This window comes from Exiguobacterium sp. S3 (assembly GCF_018617295.1).
In the GTDB taxonomy this organism is placed as follows: domain Bacteria; phylum Bacillota; class Bacilli; order Exiguobacteriales; family Exiguobacteriaceae; genus Exiguobacterium; species Exiguobacterium profundum.
In genome coordinates this window covers 154,253-177,506 of record NZ_JACSJW010000005.1, presented here as the reverse complement: position 1 = coordinate 177,506, position 23,254 = coordinate 154,253, and the positions used below count along the sequence as shown (strand labels likewise).

The following is a 23,254-nucleotide window of genomic DNA, read 5'->3' as shown; positions in this document are numbered from 1 at the left end:
GGTTTTTACGCATAATTTACTTGCTTTTTTAAAAATACTATATAAAATTATCTTGTAACTTCATAAAGCAGCCAAGGCGGTTCGAACAGCGAAGCCAGAAGTATGCTTTCGTTACGACTATTCTTCAGCGGTCTGAAATAGGAGGAGGAATGTAAAGGTGCTCAAATTTCGTGAGCTCACCGACTGCGCGGAGTTGTTCGAACTGATGCAACACCCAGATGTCTTTCCGTATGTCCGTCAAAAGACGGTCCATTTTGACGAGTTTTTATTTAGCACGAAGCAAGTCATCGAGCTAGAAGAGCAAGGAAATATCATCTCACGTACCATCACGAACGAGTATGGCACCCCGATTGGGACGATTAGCTTGTTCGATGTCGAATCCGGATATGGATTCCTTGGCACGTGGCTTGGCAAGCCGTATCACGGCAAAGGTTATAATCAAGTGGCGAAAGAGGCGTTCTTCTCAGAACTGTTCTTCGATCTTGATATTGAAAGTGTGTTCTTAAAAATCCGTAAATCGAATGAACGATCGATTGCTGCAGCAGAGAAGCTTCCGTACGCGTTTTGCGCGAACGAGATTCGTTCCGAACTGCTTGCGGAGATCAACCAAGGTGACGTGGAGTATGTTTTATATGAAGTATCCAAGTCGAGCTTCCAACTATACTTGCATGCCCTACACGTCCCGGAATACGAAGTGCCATACGAGGCACAACTCGAAGCATGAGCCAATTCTGTCAAAGAATTGGCTTTTTTGTGGCGTTTTTGTGTGGATTTGATGGAAGGAACTTGTCGGAGCCGAATAAATCTGTTCTAATTCGAAGAGATAGGTATGATAGAAGTATGAGGGATTTATCACAACTCCCGTTAACCGTTTTGCAAAGGAGAATGGCATATGTCAGAATCAATGTTTCGTATCCTCGTGACCGACGACGAAGAACAAATGCGCGATTTACTTGTATCAAATTTAGAAAAAGAAGGGTATGAGACGGTCACCGCCTCAAACGGCCTTGAAGCGATTGAACGCTTGAAAGAAGAGACGTTCCATCTCGTCTTACTTGATGTGATGATGCCGGAACTCGACGGATTGACGGCTTGCATGCGCATCCGTGAGTTCTCAAACGTACCCATCATCCTGTTGACGGCACGCTCAGAAGAGCTCGACCGCATTCACGGCCTCAAAATCGGGGCAGACGATTACATCACGAAACCGTTTAGCCCACGCGAATTACTCGCACGAATCGAAGCGACGCTCCGTCGCACGCACAGCTTCTCAAAAGAACAAGAAGCGACGTTTGATGTCGGGGTCCTCTCAATCGATATCGAAGGACGTACCGTCAGTGTGAAAGGGAAGACCGTCAACTTGACACGAAAAGAGTTTGATTTGCTCTACCTATTCATCACGAACGACGAAAAAGTATTCTCCCGTGAACAATTACTTGATCAGATTTGGGGGACCGAGTATCATGGAAACCTTCGCACGGTGGATACTCACATTAAGACGCTTCGCCTGAAACTCGGCGAGGCGGGCGGTTATATTCAGACAGTCTGGGGAATTGGCTACAAATTCGAGGCAAACGGATGAAACGATACACGATCAGGAAGCGGATTTGGATTACCATCTGGACAGCCAGCCTCTTCTCAGCGTTCGTGTTTCTCATCATGACGTTTTATCTGTACGACAAGTTCTATATTCAAACGCAAGAAGAACTGCTCATCAATCGCGGTGAGAAACTTGTCACCATCTATAAGGCCGACGGTTTCTCGGACGCGTTCGCCGATAGTATGACGTACACGAACGAATTGACCGAAACGAAAGTGTTCCTCTCCTCCGTTCGAGAGGACACACTCGGCTCCGGTAAAACCTTTTTAAGGCAGCAAGACCTCGAACGGTTGCAGGACGGTTATGCCATCTCGGTGACCCGGAAACATCCGACCGAGGACGTCGACATTTTGATGACCGCATTTCCTCTCATCCGCGACGATGAACTCGACAATGCACTCATTTTGTATATGGAGCTCAGTAAAATCAGTGAACCGTTCCAACCGATTCGGCTCATGATCACGTTTTTACTCGTCCTCATGATTGTGAACTTGCTCATTTTTGGTAAACAGATCATCGACACAATCATCCAACCACTCATTCAGATGAAGCGTGCCTCTCAAGTCTATGCGCAAGGTGATTTCTCCCACCGCATTCCGATTGTCTACGATGACGAAATTGGTGAACTAGCAGACACGCTCAACTCGATGGCGGAATCGCTCGGACTTGTTGAAGAACAGCGTAAAGAGTTTCTCGCTAACGTCAGTCACGAACTTCGCACGCCACTCTCTTACATCCGCGGTTATACCGAGATGCTCCAAGATGAGTCATTGGATGAAAAAACGAGGGCACAATATTACGACATCATCGAGAACGAGACGAACCGGCTTCAGCGCCTTGTCACGGACTTACTCGATCTCGCCCAGCTAGAGCGCGATTCGTACCCGATGACGAAAGAACCGGTCGTTTACTCGCAAGTACTTGAAGACGTCCTCTATCGTCTTGAACCGATTGCCCGTGCGAAAGGCGTGACAATCGAATCGGATTTAGACTTCGACTTGATCATCCTCGGTGACCATGACCGACTCGAACAAGTCATCGGCAATCTTCTCGACAACGCGCTCCGATATACGGATGCTGGCAAGACGATTCATGTGAAAACGTTCGCCGAAACCGAATATGCAATTACGGAAATACGTGACGAAGGTCGAGGCATCCCGAAAGAAGATTTAGACAAATTGACGGAACGCTTCTATCGCGTCAATAAATCACGGACACGAAAAGATGGCGGAACCGGCCTCGGTTTGGCCATTGCGAAGCACATTATCGAGCGTCATGAAGGGTCCCTTCATTTCAGCTCTGAAGTCGGACAAGGAACGACTGTCACTGTCGGTCTGCCGCTTCTACCTGACGATGAATTTGATATGTAAATAGGCAGCCGCGATGGCTGCCTTTTCTTTTCATATGTCTTTCCCTTTATATTGTTCGACCGACTCTCGTTCAAGTCGTTCGCGTTCGGCATGCGTCTGTGGAAAACCGTTCGCCTGCCATTCGGCACGGTGACTTGAATCAAGTTGCGTGAGCCCTTGCTCCGCTTCATCTTGATTCGCATCGACGCTTTCCCGTTCATCCATCTTCTGCCACGTATCTTCTTCCTCACGTTGCGAAAGCAGTGCCGCCACTTTTGGTGCAACGAGCGCCGCACCGGCAACACCTAAGACAATCCCCATCAACACTTTCCGATCCATCCTAACCCCTCCTTCACTATGCACTCTTCATTCCACCATTTTATAATCTCAAAACCATTATCGAAAACGTTTACAACATTTCTACGAGTGGAATGGCTAATGGAAGGAGGCGATTGGATGGAAAAGAAACGACCCACTTCGAAACGTCCGTTTGATAATCCGGACGCGGTAGACACGGACAAAGAAAGCATCTTTGACGAGGACGGCATGCAAACCGTCGACCCGATTCCTGTAGAGGAATTGAACGAACGAGTGAAGGATGAAAAGAATAAACGTCACTCCAAAGATGACTCAGTGAGTGAAAAGAAATATAAAGACACATAACAAGCTGCGGACAAACGTCCGCAGCTTGTTATGTTAAATCTTTTGGTGAAAATCCGTAAGGCAACATCTCTTCTTTCGTCATCACTTTCGTATCACCGTTCAAGTTTGCAAGAATCAACGTGAAATCTTCGCCAGCGAATTCAGAAATCACTTGGCGGCACGCACCGCATGGTGAAATCGGGCCTTCCGTGTCACCGACGACGACGACCGTTTCAATCGCGTCACTACCTTCTGACACGGCTTTAAAAATGGCTGTGCGTTCGGCACACATCGATAGTCCGTACGAGGCGTTTTCCACGTTACATCCTGTAATTTCGTTTCCTGATGTATCGATGACGACAGCTCCTACTTTAAACTTTGAATACGGTGTATAGGCGCGTTTGCGCGCTTCGATGGCTTTATGGACGAGTTCTTGTACGCGTTCTTGTGAGATCATAGGATGTTCCTCCACTTCTATATTTGAAAAGAAGTCTGACATCTGAACTATATCGTGAAAACGCTTACGTGACAAGCCTTTTCACGGTCTCGTCAATATTTTTTCTTTTTCTTTTTCTCGAATACGACGACCGACTCGACATGAGATGTCTGTGGGAACATATCATACGGCTGTACGTAATTCACTTTGTATCCCGCTTTCATCAACTGGTCGGCGTCACGTGCGAGCGTCTGCGGGTTACATGACACGTAAACGATCCGCTTCGTTTTAGAAGAGATGATGGAATTGATCAATTGATGGTCCATCCCTGTGCGTGGCGGGTCGACTACGATGACGTCTGGGATCCATCCATCTTTTACCCAACGTGGAATCCAATGCTCGGCACGCCCTTCGACGTATGTGACATGGTTATAGCCATTTTCACGCATATGGTCATTGGCATCTTCGACCGCTTCCGGCACGACTTCCATTCCACGGATTTCTTTCGCATATGGGGCTAACCAAAGTCCGATCGACCCTACTCCTGCATACGCATCGATCACACGTTCTTCACCCGTCAATCCTGCGGCCTCGACCACTTCACGGTACATTTTTTCTGTCTGTGCCGGATTCAACTGGAAGAATGCGCGTGGTGATAAGTGATAATGAACGTCGTCTAATTGTTCATCCATTTTCTCCTGACCGGCGATGTGAACTGTCCGATAACCGAAAATAACACCCGAACGGTTTGCATTAATATTGATATGGAACGACACAACATTCGGCAATTCCATGATGCGGTCGCTCAATTCATCTAAATCAGGGACATCTTCATGTCCGACGACCAAAACGACTTGAACATCGTTCGTGTTATAACCCGAGCGGACGACTATTGTACGCGCGTACCCCGTGTCGCGACGTGCATCGTAGACGGGAATATCAAGTTCGTTTAAAATACGGACAATCGCATTGTTGATGTTCGTCGTATCCCGTTGTTGGACCATACAGTGCTCGATCGGCACGAGATGGTTCGAGTTCGGTTTGTAGAGACCTGATACGATCTCACCGCGACGCGTGCCGAGTGGGAATTGTGACTTGTTCCGGTAATACCATGGATCTTCCATTCCGATTGTTGGACGGATATCCGATTTGTCCACGTTTAGTTTCGTCTTTTGACGGAAGGCGTTTCTAACGATTTCTTCCTTATACTCCATCTGCAGACGTGAACTCATATGTTGGATTTGGCAGCCCCCGCACTCATCGTAAATCGGACAAGGTGCTTTGACGCGGTCTTTCGAGTCGTTATCTCGTTTGACGACACGCGCTTCCGCATAGTTTTTTTCCACACGCGTGATTTCGACTTTGGCTCGTTCTCCCGGCAATAAGTTCGGAATGAAGATGACCATGCGATTAAGTGTCGCAATGCCTTCTCCATTAATGCCAAGTCGTTCGACCGTGACATCTTTAAAATCTCCTGTGATTAATTTCAATCTGATTCATCCTTTCGAGACGATTGTTCTAGGTCTTTGGCGTAACGCACTACTTTAGCGCGCAACGAATCAATGTCGGCTAACAGGCGATGTAAATCTTCAGGTGTCGTATGCTCGTCTAGCGTATTGACCGATAGACAGAGTAATTCCGTTCTCGATTTTAGGACGTTCATCTTTCCGGCAGTATCTGTTCGTGATTTACCCATCTTGTAATCGCTCCTTTGGTTCGTGACAAAGAGTTGCTATTATAGCATACTATTTCGTGTAACTTGATGAAAAGGTGGAATCCACATGCAAAACATTTCCCCAACTTTCGACCCTTGGGAAGCCTATCTCGACCAAGTCGAACACGGTCGACTCGTCTTATCCAATGTCGAAGTCACTACAACGAAGCTGTGTAACATGCGCTGCGAACATTGTGCGGTCGGTTATATGCTAGACCAAACAGAAGAACCAGAAGTTCCGCTCGACCTGTTGATTCAACGACTGGATGAGATCGAACATTTGCGTGCCTTCTCCATCACAGGCGGTGAACCGATGCTGTCTATGAAATCGGTCCGCAACTATGTCGTTCCATTGTTACGTTATGCGAAAGAACGTGGGGCGCGCACGCAAATCAACTCGAACTTGACGCTACCGTTATCTCGCTATCATCTTATTACCCCTTACTTGGACGTTTTGCACATTTCGCATAACTGGGGTACCGATGCCGATTTCCTTGAAGGCGGATTCGCGATGATGAACCGGAAACCAAGTGAAGAGGCACGATTGAAAATGCTTCAGACGATGAAAGACAACGCACGTGCTCTCACATCTGAAGGAATCATTGTGTCCGCGGAGACGATGATCAACAAACGAACGATTCCGCACTTGAAAGAGATCCATGAAGAAATTGTATCGCTCGGTTGCCAAAGGCATGAGGTGCACCCAATGTACCCCGCAGACTTCGCTAGCGCCCTCGAATCAGCATCGCTCGCTGATACGCGACAAGCCATCCATGACTTACTCGATGTCCGTGACGAGAACGTATGGATGTTGTTCGGGACGTTACCATTCTATGCATGTTCTGACCTACCTGAAGACCGTGCTCTGTTGAAGCGACTTCATGAAACAAAAAACGTGACCGTTCGAAACGACCCAGATGGACGTTCTCGTCTCAACACGAATATCTTTGACGGACAGATCATCGTGACCGATTTCGGTGATGAACTCGGTTCACTCGGCACCGTCTATGACACACCATTCCAAGAGGCGTATGATACGTGGACGAACAGCCAATTGAACGCTACACTCTCTTGTCACTGCCCTGCCGTGAAGTGTCTCGGGCCGAACGCACTCGTTAAACAAGCATATTATCCGACGGTCGATTTCCAATCTCGTAAAGCTACATCGTTTTAAATATTTCGATTCGGGAAATGTTCTGTATATTAAATGAATCGAGGTGCGTGTAGATGACTGCGATTTATATCCTCATGATTACCGTGATGGCCATCATTATTTTTGGCGGAGTACTGAGCATCTTATTGACAGCCGCATTCGTTTCAGACAAAGTAGAGCATGATGAAATGTTTAGTCAAGGCAGTTGGGATGATGAATTGCTGCATTTGAATCACTCTCCACAACCGATTGACGACACGAAAAGCTGAGACCCTTCTCGGCTTTTTACTTTGACTTCATGAGGTGAACCTATGCTCCGTTTTCGTTTTATGATTTTACTATTGATTGTCTTTATTTCCGGTTTGATTCAAGGTGCGCTCATCCCACTCTTATCCACGTTGATTGAACGGGATGGGGCCCCGGCCTGGGTGAACGGACTGAACGCGACGATGCTTTACGTCGGTGTGATCGTCTCTGCGCCTCTCCTGGAGCGATTCGTCCGTAAATATGGATTCCGACCGACCATCGTCCTCGGTATCGTATTGACGGCTGTCGCGACCTTCGCTTTACCGATTTGGCCGTCCTTACTCGTTTGGGCGATGATGCGCTTCTTCATCGGATTCGGCGACTCGGCTCTACACTACGGGTCACAAGTATGGGTGACCTCAGCAAGTGAAAAGAGCAGTCTCGGTCGAGCGATGGCGTATTATGGAATGTCTTTCAGTCTCGGTTTTGCCATCGGTCCATTGATCGCACCACTCGTCGACCTATGGTTTTGGTTACCGTTCCTCATTATCGTCTTCTTCTGTCTCGCTTCGTTGATGCTCGTCTTTAAAGTCGAGAACGAGTTTCCGGAGGTCGAAAAAGTGAAGACCGACTCGAAAGGACGAATTCGCCTGATTCTTGTCGGTGCGGGATACACGCTTCTCCCTGCCTTTACATATGGGTTTCTCGAAGCGAGCTTAAATGCCAACTTTCCCATTTTTACGTCTCGGAATGGGATGAGTTTGACGGAAACGAGCACACTCATCACGACGTTCATCGTCATGTCGATTGTCGTTCAGCTTCCTCTTGGTCGCCTCGCAGACTTGTACGGTAAGAAGCGGATCTTACAAATCGTGCTGACGTTTGGCACACTCGTATTCACTTTGGCGAATCTTGTTGTCGATTCCTATATCGGTCTACTCTTCCTATTCGCACTTGCCGGCGCCGGGCTAGGATCGACTTATTCACTTGGTTTGGCACATATGACAGAGGTGCTTCCCCGATCGTTACTGCCGACGGGAAACATGCTTTACAGTATTTCATTCAGCATCGGTTCGATATCAGGTCCGATGATCGGTGCCTTCTGGTTGTCTTTACCGAAAGAGATCTATTTCTTTATGTATGCCGTCATTCTCGGTATTCTGGCGCTACGACTCTTCACGTCGACCGCTAAACCAATCGACTTATAAACAGAGGCAGATGGTTCCCATAAACCACCTGCCTCTGTTTTATTCCACTACTCGTTCCATTTCATCATCGTTTAACTGCAAAGCTCGGATGAACACTTCGTCTAGCGCGAATGGTTCAGTGTCTAGCGAAGCGAGTACATCGGATTTTAGCGTCACTTCTACGACACGGTCATCGAACTGCCATCTCGTCTGAATATCATCACCTTGTCTTGTGGCGCGGGTCGCCACTGGACCGTGACGTTCTTTTAAACTTTGACTCACGCACTTCATCACGTACTTGACGTACTCATCTTTCGGCTGACGTGAGATGAGAATGTTTCGAACGATTCGATTTCTAGTCATTGTTTCTCCTCCTCCCTTTGAATGATTGCGCACGCAAGTCTTTACAAACGAAGACCGATTTTCGAAATTTAAAATTCAGAATTTTTAATATATTTTGTCATGGGATTTCAATTCCGTCAACTCTGTCTCTAATTCAAATGACATCCGTTTGTTTTTTTGTACGGCGACCTTGAAAATACGTAGATAAATAAATGCCGACAATAACGAATCCGAGTCCGACCACCGCATTCCACGGAATCGTTTCACCGAGTAAAATCCCTGACAACATGACACCAAATAAGGGAACTAAAAAGATATAGAGTGAAATTCGACTGACCGGATTGTATTTCATTAACGTGTTCCACAATGTAAATCCGATCGCTGACAACATCGCCAAGTAAAACAGGAACGCAATCGTCTGTGCGGTGTACGGCATGGAAACACCATTCGGGTCTAATAGATAGCCGATCAGCAGTAACCCAACTGAACCGATCACCATCGCCCAAGCCGTCATCGGGGCAACATCATATGTCTTCGAGTAGTCCTTCGCTATCAAGTTCCCGAATGCTCCGGATACCATCGCCAAGATGAGTAAAATCTCTCCTAAGCCAAAACCAACTTCAGATCCGGTCGCCGGCCAGTTTGCGATGACAATTCCGGAAAAACCAAACGTCAAAGCAAACCCCTTCAATCGATTCAATTTATCGTCTTCATATCGGAAATGAGCGAGAGCCATTTGGAAAAACGAAGTAGAACCAGCAATGATCGATCCCTGGACCCCGGTCGAAATGGAAAGTCCGATATAGAAGAACAAATATTGTAGAAACGTCAAAAATGAACCGAGATGCGCATACGCTTTAACCTTTTCACGTGTCAATCGGACAGACCGTTTCAATACGGTCTGACTGATGATGAGCAATAGAATCCCTGCGAGTAAAAAACGCTCGCCAGCGAACAATAGTTGTTGCCCATACTCGTTCGATTGAATATCAAGCTTCTCATAACTCAACTTGATGAATGGGAACGCACTCCCCCATAACAACGTATTGAAAATCGCCAATAACGCCACCGTCCAAGGGCGTTCAAATATATTTTGCATGACACAAAAACTCCTTAATCTTTTTATTTGTGAGTCACTGATAAGCGTGTTAAGATAAACCTAGATAATAATAATTATAAATAAAGGATTCAGATTAAATTTCTATAAATTCTTTATTTTAAGCCAATTGAAGATGATAATCATCATCAGTCATTATCATTTAATCGAGATTTATTCTCAATTAGAAAGAAGGGATTATCGATGAACGTCCAATCGGTTACGCACGAAAAAAGCCACGTTTTCAAACGGGCTAGCTGGTACGAACATATTGAATTGATCATGGCGCTCATTAGCGGTGTATTGATTGTACTCGCTTATATCGCCGAAACACAAGGCGGAGCGCCTTGGATTCATGTCACACTTTACTTATCCGCCTTTTTTATCGGAGGATACGCAAAAGCGAAAGAAGGGATTTCGGATACGATTGAGACGAAATCGCTAAATGTAGAGCTTCTCATGATTATCGCCGCCATTGGTGCCGCTTCGATTGGGTACTGGATGGAAGGGGCAATCCTCATCTTCATCTTTGCTTTATCCGGGGCACTCGAGACGTATACGATGAACAAAAATGAACGTGCCCTCGAATCGTTAATGGAATTACAGCCGGAACAGGCGACTCGTCTAACAGACACTGATGAACTCGAGGTTGTTCATATCGACGACCTTCGTGTCGGAGATCGGATTTATGTCCGTCCTGGTGAACGCATTCCGGTCGATGGAAAAATTGTAAAAGGGAATGCTTCCGTAGAAGAAGCCGCTATCACAGGCGAATCCGTCCCTGTTGATCGTCAAGTCGGTGATGACGTGTTCGGATCGAGCGTCAACTTGAACGGAGTATTGACGATCGAAGTGACAAAACTTGCGACGGAAACACTGTTCCAAAAGATCATTCAAATGGTCCAACAAGCACAAGAAGAGAAATCACCGTCTGCACAGTTCATCGATCGATATGAAGGACGTTATGTTCAAATCGTGCTCTTCTCTGTTGCGGCCATCATCATTCTCGGACCGTTCGTCACGTCGTGGTCTCTTGAAACGAGTATCTATCGCGGCATGATCCTTCTCGTTGTCGCCTCCCCTTGCGCACTCGTCGCCGCCATCACACCGGCCGCGCTGGCTGCCATCGCCTCTTCTGCAAAACACGGGATTCTCTTTAAAGGCGGTGCTCATATCGAGAACATGGGACGTCTAAAAGCGATCGCCTTCGACAAGACCGGCACCCTCACAATTGGGAAACCGATTGTGCAAGAAGCGCTCATCTCACCTTCATTAGAAGAAGAGGACGTCAACCGAATTGTCAGTTTGATTGAAGAGCATTCGATGCATCCACTTGCTGAAGCGCTCGTCTCATATACGGGAAAACATACCGGGGAAATGACACACTTCAAAGACATCACAGGCTCTGGAATTGAAGCAACGATTGACGGGACAACGTATCGGGTCGGAAAACAGAAGTTCGCTGACCGAAGCGGTGATTTCTTTAAACATGATGTCGAACGATTGAAAGAGGCTGGTCACACCCTCGTTTTCATCAGTGACGAGTCACGTACAATCGGTGCCTACGCCTTACGTGACACACTACGCCCTGAGGCAAAAGTAGCGATCCAGCGGTTGAACGACTTAGGGATTGCGACGATCATGATTACCGGGGACAACGAGGCGACCGCTCGCGCCATCGCGAACGAAGCCGGATTGACACGCTATATCGCTGAATGCTTGCCTGAAGAGAAGGTTTCGCAAATCAAGACGTTACGCGAGGAATATGGAACAATCGGGATGATCGGCGACGGAATCAACGATGCCCCCGCCCTTGCGACAGCCGACGTCGGGATTGCCATGGGCGAAGGTACGGATGCCGCACTAGAAACGGCAGATGTCGTCTTAATGAAAAACGACCTCGTCCGATTGAGCGACGCCATTCGTCAATCACGTAAGTTGAATCGCATCGTCTTACAGAACGTCGTTTTTGCACTCGGTGTGATCCTCGTTCTGATTGCAACGAACATCTTTGAGTTACTCATCATGCCGTTCGCGGTCGTCGGACATGAAGGTTCCACTATTTTGGTTATTTTAAACGGTCTTCGACTCCTCACGTCATCATGGGAGTGATCCATTCGACAAAATGGAATCGCTGATTGAAACAATATGTCGATTTCGTTATAATTAAAACAATGTGTCTACAGACTGAAACTGATCGAAAGATTGACTAAAGGTGGTACAAGATATGAATACGATTGCAGTCATCGGCAAGGTGTTTGTCGATATTAAAGGGACTTCCTTCGCACCGCTCCACAAAGATGCGAAGAATGTCGGCGACATCACTTTCTCCAATGGCGGAACAGGTCGAAACGTTGCTCAAAACTTAGGTGTGCTCGGCAACGATGTCCGCTTCGTCTCGACCGTCACGAACGACCAAATCGGTGTCGGCGTCCTCGAAGAATTACGTTGCTTGAATGTAAACGTCGAAGGGGTCGACATGCTTGACGATAATGGTATGGGCATGTGGCTCGCCGTAATGGACAACAACGGCGATCTTCAAACATCTATTTCGAAACAACCGGACGAAGCCCGTATGGAAGAAGCAATTTTACGTCAAATCGATACGGTCTTTGAAGAGAGCGACGCGGTCGCCATCGATTTAGACTTATCGGTCAACGTCTTGAACGAGACGATCGAACTATGCCGTGAAATGGATTTACCGCTTTATGGTGTCTGTGGCCACCTATCCGTCATCGAACGAAACCGTCATTTGCTTCAAGGATTCACAGGATTCATCTGCAGTCGTGAGGAAGCGGAAATTTTATCCGACATGTCGATCGTCACAGTGGACGATGCCCTTCGCGTCGCGGAAGTACTCGCCATGAAAGGCGCCCCCCTCACCATCGTCACGATGAGTGAGCTTGGTGCCGTGTATGTCGACCTTCGTACGAACGAACAAGGTCACGTCCCGACGACGAAAGTGAAAGTCGCAGACTCCACGGGAGCTGGTGACTCCTTCTTCTCCGCTGTCATTTCTGAACTTATGAAACAACACTCGATTGAAGAAGCGCTACGATTAGGTATGCGTGTCGCAGGAAAAGTCATCGCGTCGCATGAGAACGGATTGACGCAAGAGATGTACGCATCATTAGAACAACCTACGCAAGAATAAATAGAACGCATCGGCGAATCGTCGATGCGTTTTGTGCAAAATCACAGGAACGAAAGGAACGATCTCATTGGTTCGAACGAAATTAAGAAGCGCGATCATTTTAATGAATGATCGAGATGAAGTGGCTTTGATCCGTCGCGAAAAAGAAAACGTCCTCTATTACGTTTTCCCAGGTGGCGGAGTCGAATATGGGCACACAACAGAAGAGACGGCCGTACGTGAAGCATTTGAAGAACTCGGTGTTCACGTGGAACTAGAAGGTGTCGCCGCCTACGTCGCATTCAATAACGAGTTAAATCCTTATTATTGGGCGAAGATGACAGGTGGCGAATTCGGGACCGGAACAGGTGAAGAGTTTCAAGAAGAACAGACTAACGGATCATATACACCGATGTGGATCAAACGGTCTGCACTCCCTCATCTCCCCGTTCGTCCACCTTCACTTGCTGAAAAACTCGCCTTACATGAGGAACGTTTTTACGATTTGACCTTATCGGAGGAGTAATCAGGTGTACACCCTGCCGAAATCGGGAAACGTTTTTTAACGATCGAGTCAGGAGGGTTTTATAATGGCAATGACAGAAGTGAAGGAAAAAAAGAATTGGCTTTCATTTGGGAAAGAGTTATTTCGAAGATTTCAAGAGCATGATGTACAAGACTACGGGGCTACCCTCGCATTCTTTTGGTTTTTATCCATTTTTCCTGGAATCATCTTTATTTTGGCGCTCTTATCCTTTTTTGATGTCTCACAAGATTCGTTTCAAAATCAATTGAACGATTTGGCACCCGGGTCCGCCGCTTCCGGGTTTTTAACGGGAATTTTCGAGGCTATTGGCGAACCACAAGGCGGTCTCTTGTCGCTCGGTGCGATTTTGGCCATTTGGTCCGCCTCAAAAGGAGTAGACCGTCTAATCACGACGTCACTTCATGCTTATGGCGAAGACAATGAACGTAACTTTTTCGTCAAAAAAGGGTTGGCACTCGGATTGACGATTCTGCTTGGAATCGGAATGCTACTGCTGATTCTCTCGAACGTGTTCGGGTCTCAAATCATTTCATTCGTCACTGAGTATTTACCCGTCAACATTACCGGAGCCGAAGAAATGATGATCAACGTGTTCCGATATGTCCTTACGACGGTTGTCCTCATTTTGACGCTTTCGATTTTTTATAAAGTATCTCCACAACAGCACGTCTTTTGGAAAAGCACTATCCCCGGTGCCATCTTCGGTGTCATCGGTTGGCAAGTCGTCTCATTCGGTTTCAGCCTATACGTTTCAAACTTTGGGAGTTACGACTCGACTTACGGTTCACTCGGAGGAATCATCGTCACGTTGCTCTGGTTACAATTAACCGGAATGATTATTTTAATCGGATCTGAAATCAACGCGACATGGATGCGCTTCTTCAAGACACCGAGTGAACAGGAATACGAACGCGACTTCAAAAAGAACAAAAAGAAAGCGAAACAAAAGCAAGAAGAAGATAACTATGATGACATCCCGACGAACACGTACGGATAATTCAAAAGGAGCACGTTCAAGCTGAACGCGCTCCTTTCTTATGCTTCAATCGGATCAAGACGTCCCGTCGCCGGGTCAATCACGAATCCGTGTACATTCGTTCCTGGTGGTAACAGTGGATGGTTATTGATCAGGTTAACAGAATGAACGACGTTCTCTTCAACTGAATCAAATCCATGTAGCCACTGCTCCAAATCCATTCCTGAAGACTTTAGCGTCTTCAACGTTTGCGGGTCGATTCCACGACGCTCCATCTCTTCGATGACGACAGTCGGTTCAATCGCCGCCATCCCACAATCGTAATGTCCAACAACGACAACTTCTTCTGCTCCTAGCGCATAGAGTGCGACCAAAATGGAGCGCATGGCCGAACCGAATGGGTGTGACAAGACTGCACCCGCATTTTTAATGATTTTAGCGTCTCCGTTCTTAAGTCCTAGCGCTTGAGGTAATAGTTCCGTCAAACGTGTATCCATACACGTCAAAATGACGATTTTCTTATCTGGAAATTTATCAGATACGAACGGTTCGTACTGTTTTTCCTCTACGAAACGTTTATTGAATTCAAGCATTTCTTTTACGACTGACACGTTAACGCCTCCTCTTTTTTACAACACAAATCTTGAAACGATGAGTCCGATGACCATCCATGCTCCGAACAGCGTGTTCACTTTCGCTGTCATCGCCATTGCAGGCATCAATGCGGCTGGCTCTGCCTTTTGCCAAAATCGTTGAATCGCCCGGACCATGACCGGCACCGTAAAGAGCGACAGCAAGACCCACGGAGTGACGCCATATAATACAACCGCTAAGATGATGCCGATTAATGCCGCGATAAAGAATGCGGCCAATACATATACCGCACGTCGATGACCGACTAGACATGCGATCGTTTTTCGACCATTCTCTTTATCGTTATCTAAATCGCGGATGTTATTCGCAAGTAAGATTGCTCCGATCAACAAGGCCATCGGGAACGACACGAGTAGCAACTCCCTCGTCACCGTATTGATTTGGATAAAGCCGGCAATCCCGATGATGACATATCCCATGAATAGCCCAGCGACAATTTCACCAAACGGCGTATAGGCAATCGGTAGCGGCCCTCCAGTATATAAGTAGCCGACAAGCATAGACAAGGCGCCGATCCAAAGCAAATGCCAGCTTGTGGATGCCGCAATGTAGAGCCCGAGTAGTGCCGCAATCGTATACATGCCGAGCGCAATCGCTAATACGTGCTGTGGTGTAAATCCATCACGTACGATGGAGCCTCCGATTCCGATGGACCCCTCATGATCAAGACCACGCTTGTAGTCATAATACTCGTTAAATAAGTTCGTCGCGATTTGAATAAGGACAGATGCCACTAACATGGCAAGGAAAAGTCCCCACTTGAGTTCGGTTTGATCGAGGACGATGAACGTCCCGAGCAAGACCGGAATAAAGCTTGCGGTCAGGGTATGCGGGCGAATCATTCGCCAATATGCCCCTTTCGATTTCTGTTTCATTTCGTTCCCTCCCTTCGTTAGTTTACGTCTCGATGAAAAAATCTGTCAACGCCAGCCCATTATCCTCGATTCTTGATCATTTCCCGAGCATTTCATAGGCAGGTGGATTGCGAACTCATGATACACTAAAAAGTGAGAATTCTATCGGATTGAGGAGGCTCTTCTTTTATGCCAGATACTCAAACACATATAAAACAGCGAATTGAGCAGGCCCATAAACGGGCGCGAGCTTGGCAACGGCCTGTCCTCGCATCATACACATGGGAAATCTCGGCGTTCGATGCTTTTCAAATCATCCAGAACACCGATACGTCCCATTATTATTTCATGACACCAGACCGAACACTCGAAATGCTCGGTTGCGGAGACGCACTCGTCTTGAGCGCTTCTGGACCCGAACGATTTCAGCGACTTCAATACGATTGGAGTCTTCACCGACGAGATGTCGATGCGACAATCCACGCGTTCGCCGGTTTTTCATTCGACACGTTTATGCGACCACAAAAAAGTATGTGGGATGCCTTTGGGGAGGCATCACTCGTCGTCCCAAAATTTTTATACCGTCGCTATAAAGACCGACACACGTTGACAGTGGCCACTCTCGTCTCTTCGAAGCAGTCGGTCGAACAGTATTTGATTCAATTGGCAGATCAGTTGGCCCAGTTCAGTTCACTTCGTCCGACGGAAGAAGCGACGCCGTCTTATACAAAAGTGAAAGATGGGGTCGATCACTTCAAGTCCAGTTTCCAACAGGCTAAACAGTTGATTGAAGAAGAACGAGTTGAAAAAATCGTGATTGCCCGCGAAGAAATTTATCAGCGTTCCGATGATGCGTTCCCCTTCTCAAAAAGTTTGAAGCATTTAGCAGATCATCAAGAATCTAGTTACATCTATTTGTATCAACCAAAGCGTGACACTGGTTTCTTTGGGGCGACTCCTGAACGATTGATTCAAAAAGAAGGCATGCAACTGAACACGGCTGCCATCGCCGGGACAATCAAGCGTCCGAAAACCGAGATCGAGGCAGAAATTGCGAAAGAGAAACTCCTAAACGATTCAAAAAATCGTGAGGAGCATCAAATTGTCGTGAAAGACATCAAGCAGGCGTTGACACCCTATACTGCACCGATTCAAACACGAGATACTCCGCAAATTTTGGCAAATCGCTCGGTGTTCCATCTACACACCCCAATTCAAGCGACACTCGAAACAAATGCTTCCTTGCTGTCACTTGCGGAATCGCTACATCCAACGCCAGCACTCGGCGGCTCTCCGAAGCGGACATCGGTCCGATTGCTTCGTGAAATCGAGCGATTCGATCGTGGATGGTACGGTTCTCCTTTTGGTTGGGTAGACAATGAAGGCGACGGCGAGTTTGTCGTGGCAATCCGCTCTGCACTCGTTCAACACCAATTCGTCGCACTGTATGCTGGATGTGGGATTGTGAAAGACTCTGCACTCGAGCAAGAGCTCGAAGAAACAGAAATAAAAATGAGTCCAATCAAACAAGCTTTGCAGTTTGATTTACACAATCAAGGAGGCACCCTAGATGAATAAGGTTTTGACCGATTGGGTCGCATCCATGGTAAATCGGCTTGTTGCGTCCGGTGTAAAAGACGTAGTCATCAGCCCAGGATCCCGCTCGACTCCGCTCGCTGTAGCGGCATATCTTCATCCTCAGATTCGTCATCACATCATCGTCGATGAACGATCTGCCGGATTTTTTGCTCTTGGACTGACCCGTGCGTCAGAAACAATTCGCCCGGTCGCATTGATTTGCACAAGTGGAACGGCGGCAACAAACTACTATTCGGCTGTGACAGAAGCGTTCATATCGCAGTTGCCACTCGTCGTACTGACAACCGACCGTCCTCATGAACTGCGCAATGTCGGGGCTCCACAAGCAATCAATCAAGTCCGCCTCTACGGTGAACAAGTGAAGACGAGCATTGATTTGCCTGTTCCAGAGGAGACAACGTTATCGTTTATGAAACAAACGATTACCCGCTTCACGAATCTGTCATTGCAAGCACCGATGGGACCTGTTCATTTGAATGTACCGTTTCGAGAGCCTCTGCTTCCTGACCTCGAGTCCTTGAAACAGATGTTAAAAGCTGACCCTGTCTTGCCAGAACGACAGCGTATTCGGCCGACACAAGCAGACAAAAACATTTTCTCGGAATGCACGAGTCAAAAACGACTCGCCTTCGTCGTCGGACCTTACACCCCGACATCTTGGCAGAAATCCATTGTTGAATTCGCTTCCGAACGACAGATCCCGATTTTTGCCGATCCTCTTAGTGGCATGCGACGTTTCGACGGCGTCTTGACCAACTATGACACGTGGCTCGCGAGTGAGCATCGAACTGATTGGCTGCCTGAGGTGTTCGTCCGTTTCGGGGCTGCACCTGTTTCGAAACGCTTCAATCAATGGATGGCCATGGCGGACCAACTCGTCATCGATGAACCGGGATCTTATCGCGACCCAAGTAGCCGTGCCACCATCTGTTACGGCGACGCACTCGATTTTCTACCGCTCATCGCATCCGTAAACGAACCTCGGTACCTTGAACGTTTACGCTTTTTTGAAGAGGTTGCCGAGTCTGCAAAATCGTCACTTCAAGGTGAAGCGGAATTGACGAAACGATTGCTCGATACATCGATTGAGCGTCTATTCGTCAGTAATAGCATGCCGATTCGAGATATAGATACATCACTGTCTGCCGGCACGAATATACACGTTCTCGCCAATCGAGGCGCAAACGGAATTGATGGTGTGTTATCCACCGCACTCGGAAGCAGTTATGATACGTCTCACGGCGCTTTATTGATTGGTGATTTAGCGTTCTATCATGATAGCAACGCCTTGCAACTGTTAAAGCATCATCCCGGAAAATTTTCCGTCGTGATTGCTAACAATAACGGTGGAGGGATATTTTCCTTCCTCCCACAGGCTTCTGTCGACACACAGTTGTTCGAAGATCTGTTCGGCACACCGCTTGATTTAAATATCCGTGGATTTGCTGACACATATGGCTTATCGTATCGTCTAATTGAACGACCGGATGAAATTCAAGAAGCGATTGAAGATGGCGTTCATTTAATCGAATTCCCATCGAATCGTGAGGAGAATGTGACGATCCATCGAGGTTGGACACAATCTGTCTGCGCTCGCCTCATCACAGAGAACGAATCATGAACATCGATTTACGTGGCGTACGTTATGAAGTGATTCATCGCGGTGAGGGAAAACCGGTATTATTTTTACACGGATTCACCGGAAACGCCCATTGGGTCGATTCGCTCCCTACATTACCGATTCGTTTTGTGTCACCGTCGCTCCTCCAACATGGCGCAACGGAGCACCCTTCAGTCAATCGTTCGACAATGAGTCAGCAAGTTAAAGATTTGTCCCGCTTACTGGATACGGACGACCGACCTTGGACAGTCGTCGGCTATTCACTCGGTGGGAGAATCGCATTGACACTCGCCGCATGCGACGAGCGTGTCGAACATGTCATCGGGATCAGCACGACCCCCGGTCTGCTCACTTCTAAGGAACGAGCCGCACGCCGCCGCCAAGATGCAGAATTGGCTCACTTGATTGAAACCAAGGGTATCGCTGCATTCGTGAATCGTTGGGAGAACCTTCCGCTTTGGCGACAGACGGAAGACATGAAACGTTCACTCCGAAAAGATCGGCTCGCCCAACACCCGAATGCCCTCGCAAACAGTTTGCGGTCAATCGGTACGGGACATATGCCGTCCTTATGGGGCACATTGCAGCGTCTCCCCCGTACCGACTTGATTGTCGGGTCAGACGATCTCAAGTTCAAAGCCATCGCAAGACACATGCAGGAAAAGCGACCAGATATTAAAATCTATGAAATTTCAAACGCAGGGCATGCTCCTCATATTGAGAATGCATCAGAGTTTGGTACAATAATAAAGAAATTGATTTTAGGGGGTATTTAAAATGGAATCAGTAGCGAACTGGACATCGGTCCGGACGTATGAAGACATTAAATATGAAACGTGGAACGGGATTGCCAAAATCACCATCAACCGTCCCGAAGTGCGCAATGCATTCCGTCCGTTGACGGTCAATGAATTGATTGATGCATTCGCTCGCGCGCGCGACGATAAAGAAGTCGGCGTCATCATCTTGACAGGTGAAGGCGAAAAGGCATTCTGTTCAGGTGGGGACCAAAAAGTTCGTGGACATGGCGGCTATGTCGGGGAAGATGAAATCCCACGCTTGAACGTCCTCGACCTTCAGCGCTTGATTCGTGTCATTCCAAAACCGGTCATCGCCATGGTCGCAGGTTTCGCAATCGGCGGAGGACACGTTCTTCATGTCGTCTGTGACTTGACGATTGCAGCGGACAATGCTCGCTTCGGACAAACAGGTCCTAAAGTCGGTTCGTTCGATGCAGGATACGGTTCTGGATACTTGGCACGGATCATCGGCCATAAGAAAGCTCGTGAAATCTGGTACCTTTGCCGTCAATACGATGCACAAGAAGCACTCGACATGGGACTCGTCAACACGGTGGTCCCACTCGATCAACTCGAAGCAGAAACGATCAAGTGGTGCCAAGAAATCTTACAACACTCACCTACAGCGCTTCGCTTCTTGAAAGCAGCAATGAACGCAGATACAGATGGTCTTGCCGGACTTCAGCAACTCGCTGGAGACGCAACGCTTCTCTACTACACGACAGATGAAGCAAAAGAAGGACGCGATGCGTTCAAAGAAAAACGTGACCCTGACTTCGGTCAATTCCCACGTTTCCCTTAATTGTTGAGAGAGTAGCGATTTCGCTACTCTTTTTTTGGAGGTGACAGCTATGTATGAATGGATTCGGAAACACCCAGCGTCACATCTCGCCCTTGTGACAGCTGACGATCGATTGACATGGGCAATGCTACGCACGGAAAGCCTTCAACTTGCCCAGTTCATCCATGAACAGACACCCACCGCCAAACGAATTGGCATATTCGCTAAAAACAGCAAAGACTATGTCATTGCCGTTCATGCAGTACATCTGCTCGGAAAAGTGCTTGTTCCGTTGAATACACGGCTGACAGAAGAGGAAGTGCGTACTCAGCTACAAACAGCAAAAGTGGACCTCCTTCTCGTTGACGTAGAAATCGATTTGTCTATCACCCAACTCCTGATCACACGCCGGACCACTTCATGTTTCACCGTGACCCATGAGTGGAATGAAGATGAAACCATGTCTCTCATGTTTACGTCCGGAACGACGGGTCGAGCCAAAGCGGTGCAACAGACGTACGGGAATCACCTCGCTAGTGCCCGAGCCGCTGAAGCGCATTTAGACTATCGTCCATCAGACCGGATGCTCGCGGTGACCCCGCTCTTTCACATGAGTGGACTGTCTCAAGTGTATCGGAGTGCCATCATCGGTTCGACGCTCTATGTCGAGCCACGATTCGATGTCGATCGAACACTTCACGTCATCGAGACAGAAGGCATCACCCAGCTATCACTCGTCTCAATTATGCTGCAACGATTGCTCGATGCTGGCCTGAAAAAGCACCGACTTCGCACGTTGCTCGTCGGAGGCGGACCCGTCCCGCGCTCATTACTAGAAGAAGCAGAACGACGCAAGTTACCGATTGCTCAGACATACGGGATGACCGAGACGTGTTCTCAAGTCGCCACGCTGCTCCCGAACGAAGCGCTCTCGCATATCGGTTCGAGTGGTCAGGCAATCGCCCCAACAAGTATTCGAATTAATTCAGACGGAGAAATCGAAGTAAAGGGACCAACTGTGACGAAGGGATACTTCGAACAACCTGAATCAGATGCTTGGACACCCGATGGTTATTGGCGAACGGGTGACCTCGGCACGATGAGGGATGGCTATTTATATGTACACGATCGCCGAACCGACCTTATTCTTTCAGGTGGTGAAAATGTTTATCCGGCTGAAATCGAAGCCGCCATGTTACGCTGTGCCGGTGTTCAAGACGTCGGCGTCACGAAACAGTCGCATCCGACTTGGGGAGAAGTCCCGATCGCCTTCGTCGTCGGCTCCTATGATCCAGCCGAGATGAAGCATGTTCTCGACTCACAGTTGGCTAAATATAAGCACCCGATCGCCATCCACTACGCACCGAATTTACCACGAAACGCGAACGGAAAATTAATGCGCCATCGCTTAAAGGAGCTACTGTCATGATCAAACGTGCTGAGCTTTCCATCGTCCCTTTGACGTTTAAACACCCGATTGTGACGGCACACGCCGTCTTATCTGTCCGAAGAACGCTTATCCTCCGTCTAGAGACCGTAGACGGTGTCATCGGATACGGAGAAGGTGCCGCTTTCGAAACACCTTGGTATACGGAAGAAACGACCCAATCCATGATCGATACGTCTAAACTAATTCTCAATTTACTGAAAGGGATGACGGTCACAACGGACGTGTTTCCGAACTTAGTCTCATCTATCATTGGTCAGCACATGGCAAAGGCAATGTGGGAAAGTGCACTCTGGGAGATTGAAGCAACGCGCGCGAACAAATCACTCAAGTCATTCATGAGCGCCGGAGATTCCGTTTCCTGCGGACGAACAATCGGGATTGGGTTACTGAATCAAACGATGAAATCCATCGAGACGGCATTAGCTGACGGATTCGAACGCATCAAATTAAAGGCATCTCCTAATGAACTGGTTCCTGCCCTACGTGAGATTCGCGCGGTCTTCCCTGATGCGCCTCTCATGATTGATTTAAACGGAAGTGCGTCCGATCAACCGATGGAATGGTTCGAACAACTCGATGCCCATCGGTTATTGATGATCGAACAACCGTACCCAAGCCGACAATTCACAAAATCAGCGGCTCTCCAAGCAAAACTCACGACCCCCATTTGTCTCGACGAATCCATCACGTCTTATGACGACGTGGATACGATGGCACAGCTTGGTGCCGGAAAAATCGTCAACATTAAACCCGCACGTGTCGGTGGGCTTAGCGAGGCGCTCCACATTCGAAAACACGGAACGCCATACTGGGTCGGTGGCATGTATGAATCCGGTATCGGAAGATATCATACACTCTTGTTTGCTTCGTTAAGCGGCGCGAGCTTCCCCGCGGACATGTCAGGCACGAGCGCTTATTTCGAGCAAGATTTACTCGATACCCCGCTTGAAGTGGAGAATGGAAAGTTGACTCTTCCGGATTCCGTACAACCAGATTGGAATGTGATTGAACGGTTACGCGAAGAAGTGATTACATTGCAAACATGAAAAAAGGTGCGGTTCACGAGAACCACAC

Annotated in this window: 25 protein-coding genes; 17 read left to right on the top strand and 8 right to left on the bottom strand. The window is 47.8% G+C overall.

Annotated elements, in window-relative coordinates; translation table 11 throughout:
• Window positions 1–157 precede the first annotated feature (157 nt).
• The 3 genes from KNO65_RS13495 to KNO65_RS13485 all read left to right on the top strand — a co-directional run bounded on the left by KNO65_RS13495 (window position 158) and on the right by KNO65_RS13485 (window position 2,970).
• A complete protein-coding gene (locus KNO65_RS13495) occupies window positions 158–724 on the top strand; it encodes a GNAT family N-acetyltransferase (protein WP_159563577.1) in 567 nt (188 codons plus the stop codon).
• A gap of 168 nt (window positions 725–892) precedes the next feature.
• The gene (locus tag KNO65_RS13490; RefSeq protein WP_074037712.1) at window positions 893–1,582 is read left to right on the top strand and encodes a response regulator transcription factor; all 690 of its coding nucleotides are present in this window, start codon (window positions 893–895) and stop codon (window positions 1,580–1,582) included.
• Entirely contained in the window at window positions 1,579–2,970 is a 1,392-nt protein-coding gene (locus KNO65_RS13485; RefSeq protein WP_031421106.1) for a sensor histidine kinase, read from the top strand. The genes KNO65_RS13490 and KNO65_RS13485 overlap by 4 nt, the downstream gene beginning before the upstream one ends.
• A gap of 30 nt (window positions 2,971–3,000) precedes the next feature.
• On the opposite strand, the gene KNO65_RS13480 is transcribed toward KNO65_RS13485, so the two are convergent.
• Window positions 3,001–3,288, bottom strand: a complete 288-nt coding sequence (locus tag KNO65_RS13480; protein ID WP_074037713.1) for a hypothetical protein — start codon at window positions 3,286–3,288, stop codon at window positions 3,001–3,003.
• Window positions 3,289–3,405: 117 nt separating this feature from the next.
• Between KNO65_RS13480 and KNO65_RS13475 the strand changes: the two genes are divergently transcribed.
• On the top strand, window positions 3,406–3,612 hold the full coding sequence (locus KNO65_RS13475; RefSeq protein ID WP_074037714.1) for a hypothetical protein: 207 nt from the start codon (window positions 3,406–3,408) through the stop codon (window positions 3,610–3,612).
• 28 nt (window positions 3,613–3,640) lie between these two features.
• Here KNO65_RS13475 and KNO65_RS13470 read toward each other — a convergent pair whose 3' ends face one another.
• The 3 genes from KNO65_RS13470 to KNO65_RS13460 form a co-directional block, all read right to left on the bottom strand.
• Entirely contained in the window at window positions 3,641–4,048 is a 408-nt protein-coding gene (locus KNO65_RS13470; protein WP_074037715.1) for a cytidine deaminase, read from the bottom strand.
• 92 nt (window positions 4,049–4,140) lie between these two features.
• Complete coding sequence (rlmD, locus tag KNO65_RS13465; protein WP_074037716.1) at window positions 4,141–5,517, bottom strand: 23S rRNA (uracil(1939)-C(5))-methyltransferase RlmD; 1,377 nt, start codon at window positions 5,515–5,517, stop codon at window positions 4,141–4,143.
• Complete coding sequence (locus KNO65_RS13460) at window positions 5,514–5,723, bottom strand: hypothetical protein (protein ID WP_015880867.1); 210 nt, start codon at window positions 5,721–5,723, stop codon at window positions 5,514–5,516. Before KNO65_RS13460 ends, rlmD begins: the two co-directional genes overlap by 4 nt.
• 85 nt (window positions 5,724–5,808) lie before the next feature.
• On the opposite strand from KNO65_RS13460, the gene yfkAB reads away from it, so the two are divergent.
• The 3 genes from yfkAB to KNO65_RS13445 are packed head-to-tail and all read left to right on the top strand — an operon-like array spanning window position 5,809 to window position 8,348.
• Window positions 5,809–6,915, top strand: a complete 1,107-nt coding sequence (gene yfkAB, locus KNO65_RS13455; protein ID WP_214691490.1) for a radical SAM/CxCxxxxC motif protein YfkAB — start codon at window positions 5,809–5,811, stop codon at window positions 6,913–6,915.
• 53 nt (window positions 6,916–6,968) lie between these two features.
• Window positions 6,969–7,163, top strand: coding sequence for a hypothetical protein (locus KNO65_RS13450; protein ID WP_015880865.1), 195 nt, complete (start codon window positions 6,969–6,971; stop codon window positions 7,161–7,163).
• A gap of 42 nt (window positions 7,164–7,205) precedes the next feature.
• Complete coding sequence (locus KNO65_RS13445; protein ID WP_031421096.1) at window positions 7,206–8,348, top strand: MFS transporter; 1,143 nt, start codon at window positions 7,206–7,208, stop codon at window positions 8,346–8,348.
• 39 nt (window positions 8,349–8,387) lie between these two features.
• On the opposite strand, the gene KNO65_RS13440 is transcribed toward KNO65_RS13445, so the two are convergent.
• Window positions 8,388–8,690 (bottom strand): hypothetical protein, encoded by a 303-nt coding sequence (locus KNO65_RS13440; protein ID WP_031421094.1) that lies wholly within the window; start codon window positions 8,688–8,690, stop codon window positions 8,388–8,390.
• Window positions 8,691–8,823: 133 nt separating this feature from the next.
• Window positions 8,824–9,768 (bottom strand): DMT family transporter, encoded by a 945-nt coding sequence (locus tag KNO65_RS13435; RefSeq protein WP_074037719.1) that lies wholly within the window; start codon window positions 9,766–9,768, stop codon window positions 8,824–8,826.
• 201 nt (window positions 9,769–9,969) lie between these two features.
• Here KNO65_RS13435 and KNO65_RS13430 point away from each other — a divergent pair, with 201 nt between their 5' ends.
• From KNO65_RS13430 to KNO65_RS13415, 4 genes are all read left to right on the top strand, one after another.
• Entirely contained in the window at window positions 9,970–11,877 is a 1,908-nt protein-coding gene (locus tag KNO65_RS13430; protein WP_214738073.1) for a heavy metal translocating P-type ATPase, read from the top strand.
• A 115-nt stretch (window positions 11,878–11,992) separates the two neighbouring features.
• Window positions 11,993–12,919, top strand: a complete 927-nt coding sequence (locus KNO65_RS13425) for a carbohydrate kinase family protein (protein WP_214784812.1) — start codon at window positions 11,993–11,995, stop codon at window positions 12,917–12,919.
• Between the two features lie 67 nt (window positions 12,920–12,986).
• A complete protein-coding gene (locus KNO65_RS13420; protein WP_078146366.1) occupies window positions 12,987–13,424 on the top strand; it encodes an NUDIX domain-containing protein in 438 nt (145 codons plus the stop codon).
• 64 nt (window positions 13,425–13,488) lie between these two features.
• Window positions 13,489–14,442 (top strand): YihY/virulence factor BrkB family protein, encoded by a 954-nt coding sequence (locus tag KNO65_RS13415; RefSeq protein ID WP_214784810.1) that lies wholly within the window; start codon window positions 13,489–13,491, stop codon window positions 14,440–14,442.
• Window positions 14,443–14,480: 38 nt separating this feature from the next.
• Here the strand turns inward: KNO65_RS13415 and KNO65_RS13410 are convergent, their stop codons facing one another.
• Both KNO65_RS13410 and KNO65_RS13405 read right to left on the bottom strand, forming a co-directional pair.
• A complete protein-coding gene (locus KNO65_RS13410; RefSeq protein WP_074037968.1) occupies window positions 14,481–15,014 on the bottom strand; it encodes a beta-class carbonic anhydrase in 534 nt (177 codons plus the stop codon).
• 36 nt (window positions 15,015–15,050) lie between these two features.
• The gene (locus KNO65_RS13405; RefSeq protein WP_214784808.1) at window positions 15,051–15,950 is read right to left on the bottom strand and encodes a 1,4-dihydroxy-2-naphthoate polyprenyltransferase; all 900 of its coding nucleotides are present in this window, start codon (window positions 15,948–15,950) and stop codon (window positions 15,051–15,053) included.
• Between the two features lie 168 nt (window positions 15,951–16,118).
• On the opposite strand from KNO65_RS13405, the gene KNO65_RS13400 reads away from it, so the two are divergent.
• From KNO65_RS13400 to menC, 6 genes are read left to right on the top strand one after another with little or no spacing between them, the layout of a single operon-like run.
• The gene (locus tag KNO65_RS13400) at window positions 16,119–17,507 is read left to right on the top strand and encodes an isochorismate synthase (protein WP_214734552.1); all 1,389 of its coding nucleotides are present in this window, start codon (window positions 16,119–16,121) and stop codon (window positions 17,505–17,507) included.
• Window positions 17,500–19,149, top strand: a complete 1,650-nt coding sequence (gene menD, locus KNO65_RS13395; RefSeq protein ID WP_214784806.1) for a 2-succinyl-5-enolpyruvyl-6-hydroxy-3-cyclohexene-1-carboxylic-acid synthase — start codon at window positions 17,500–17,502, stop codon at window positions 19,147–19,149. The genes KNO65_RS13400 and menD overlap by 8 nt, the downstream gene beginning before the upstream one ends.
• The gene (locus KNO65_RS13390) at window positions 19,146–19,925 is read left to right on the top strand and encodes an alpha/beta fold hydrolase (RefSeq protein ID WP_214784804.1); all 780 of its coding nucleotides are present in this window, start codon (window positions 19,146–19,148) and stop codon (window positions 19,923–19,925) included. The genes menD and KNO65_RS13390 overlap by 4 nt, the downstream gene beginning before the upstream one ends.
• Window position 19,926: 1 nt before the next feature.
• Complete coding sequence (gene menB / locus KNO65_RS13385; protein ID WP_015880852.1) at window positions 19,927–20,751, top strand: 1,4-dihydroxy-2-naphthoyl-CoA synthase; 825 nt, start codon at window positions 19,927–19,929, stop codon at window positions 20,749–20,751.
• A gap of 49 nt (window positions 20,752–20,800) precedes the next feature.
• Window positions 20,801–22,159 (top strand): o-succinylbenzoate--CoA ligase, encoded by a 1,359-nt coding sequence (gene menE, locus KNO65_RS13380; RefSeq protein ID WP_214784802.1) that lies wholly within the window; start codon window positions 20,801–20,803, stop codon window positions 22,157–22,159.
• A complete protein-coding gene (gene menC / locus KNO65_RS13375) occupies window positions 22,156–23,226 on the top strand; it encodes an o-succinylbenzoate synthase (protein ID WP_078146358.1) in 1,071 nt (356 codons plus the stop codon). Before menE ends, menC begins: the two co-directional genes overlap by 4 nt.
• The last annotated feature ends 28 nt before the right edge of the window (window positions 23,227–23,254 follow it).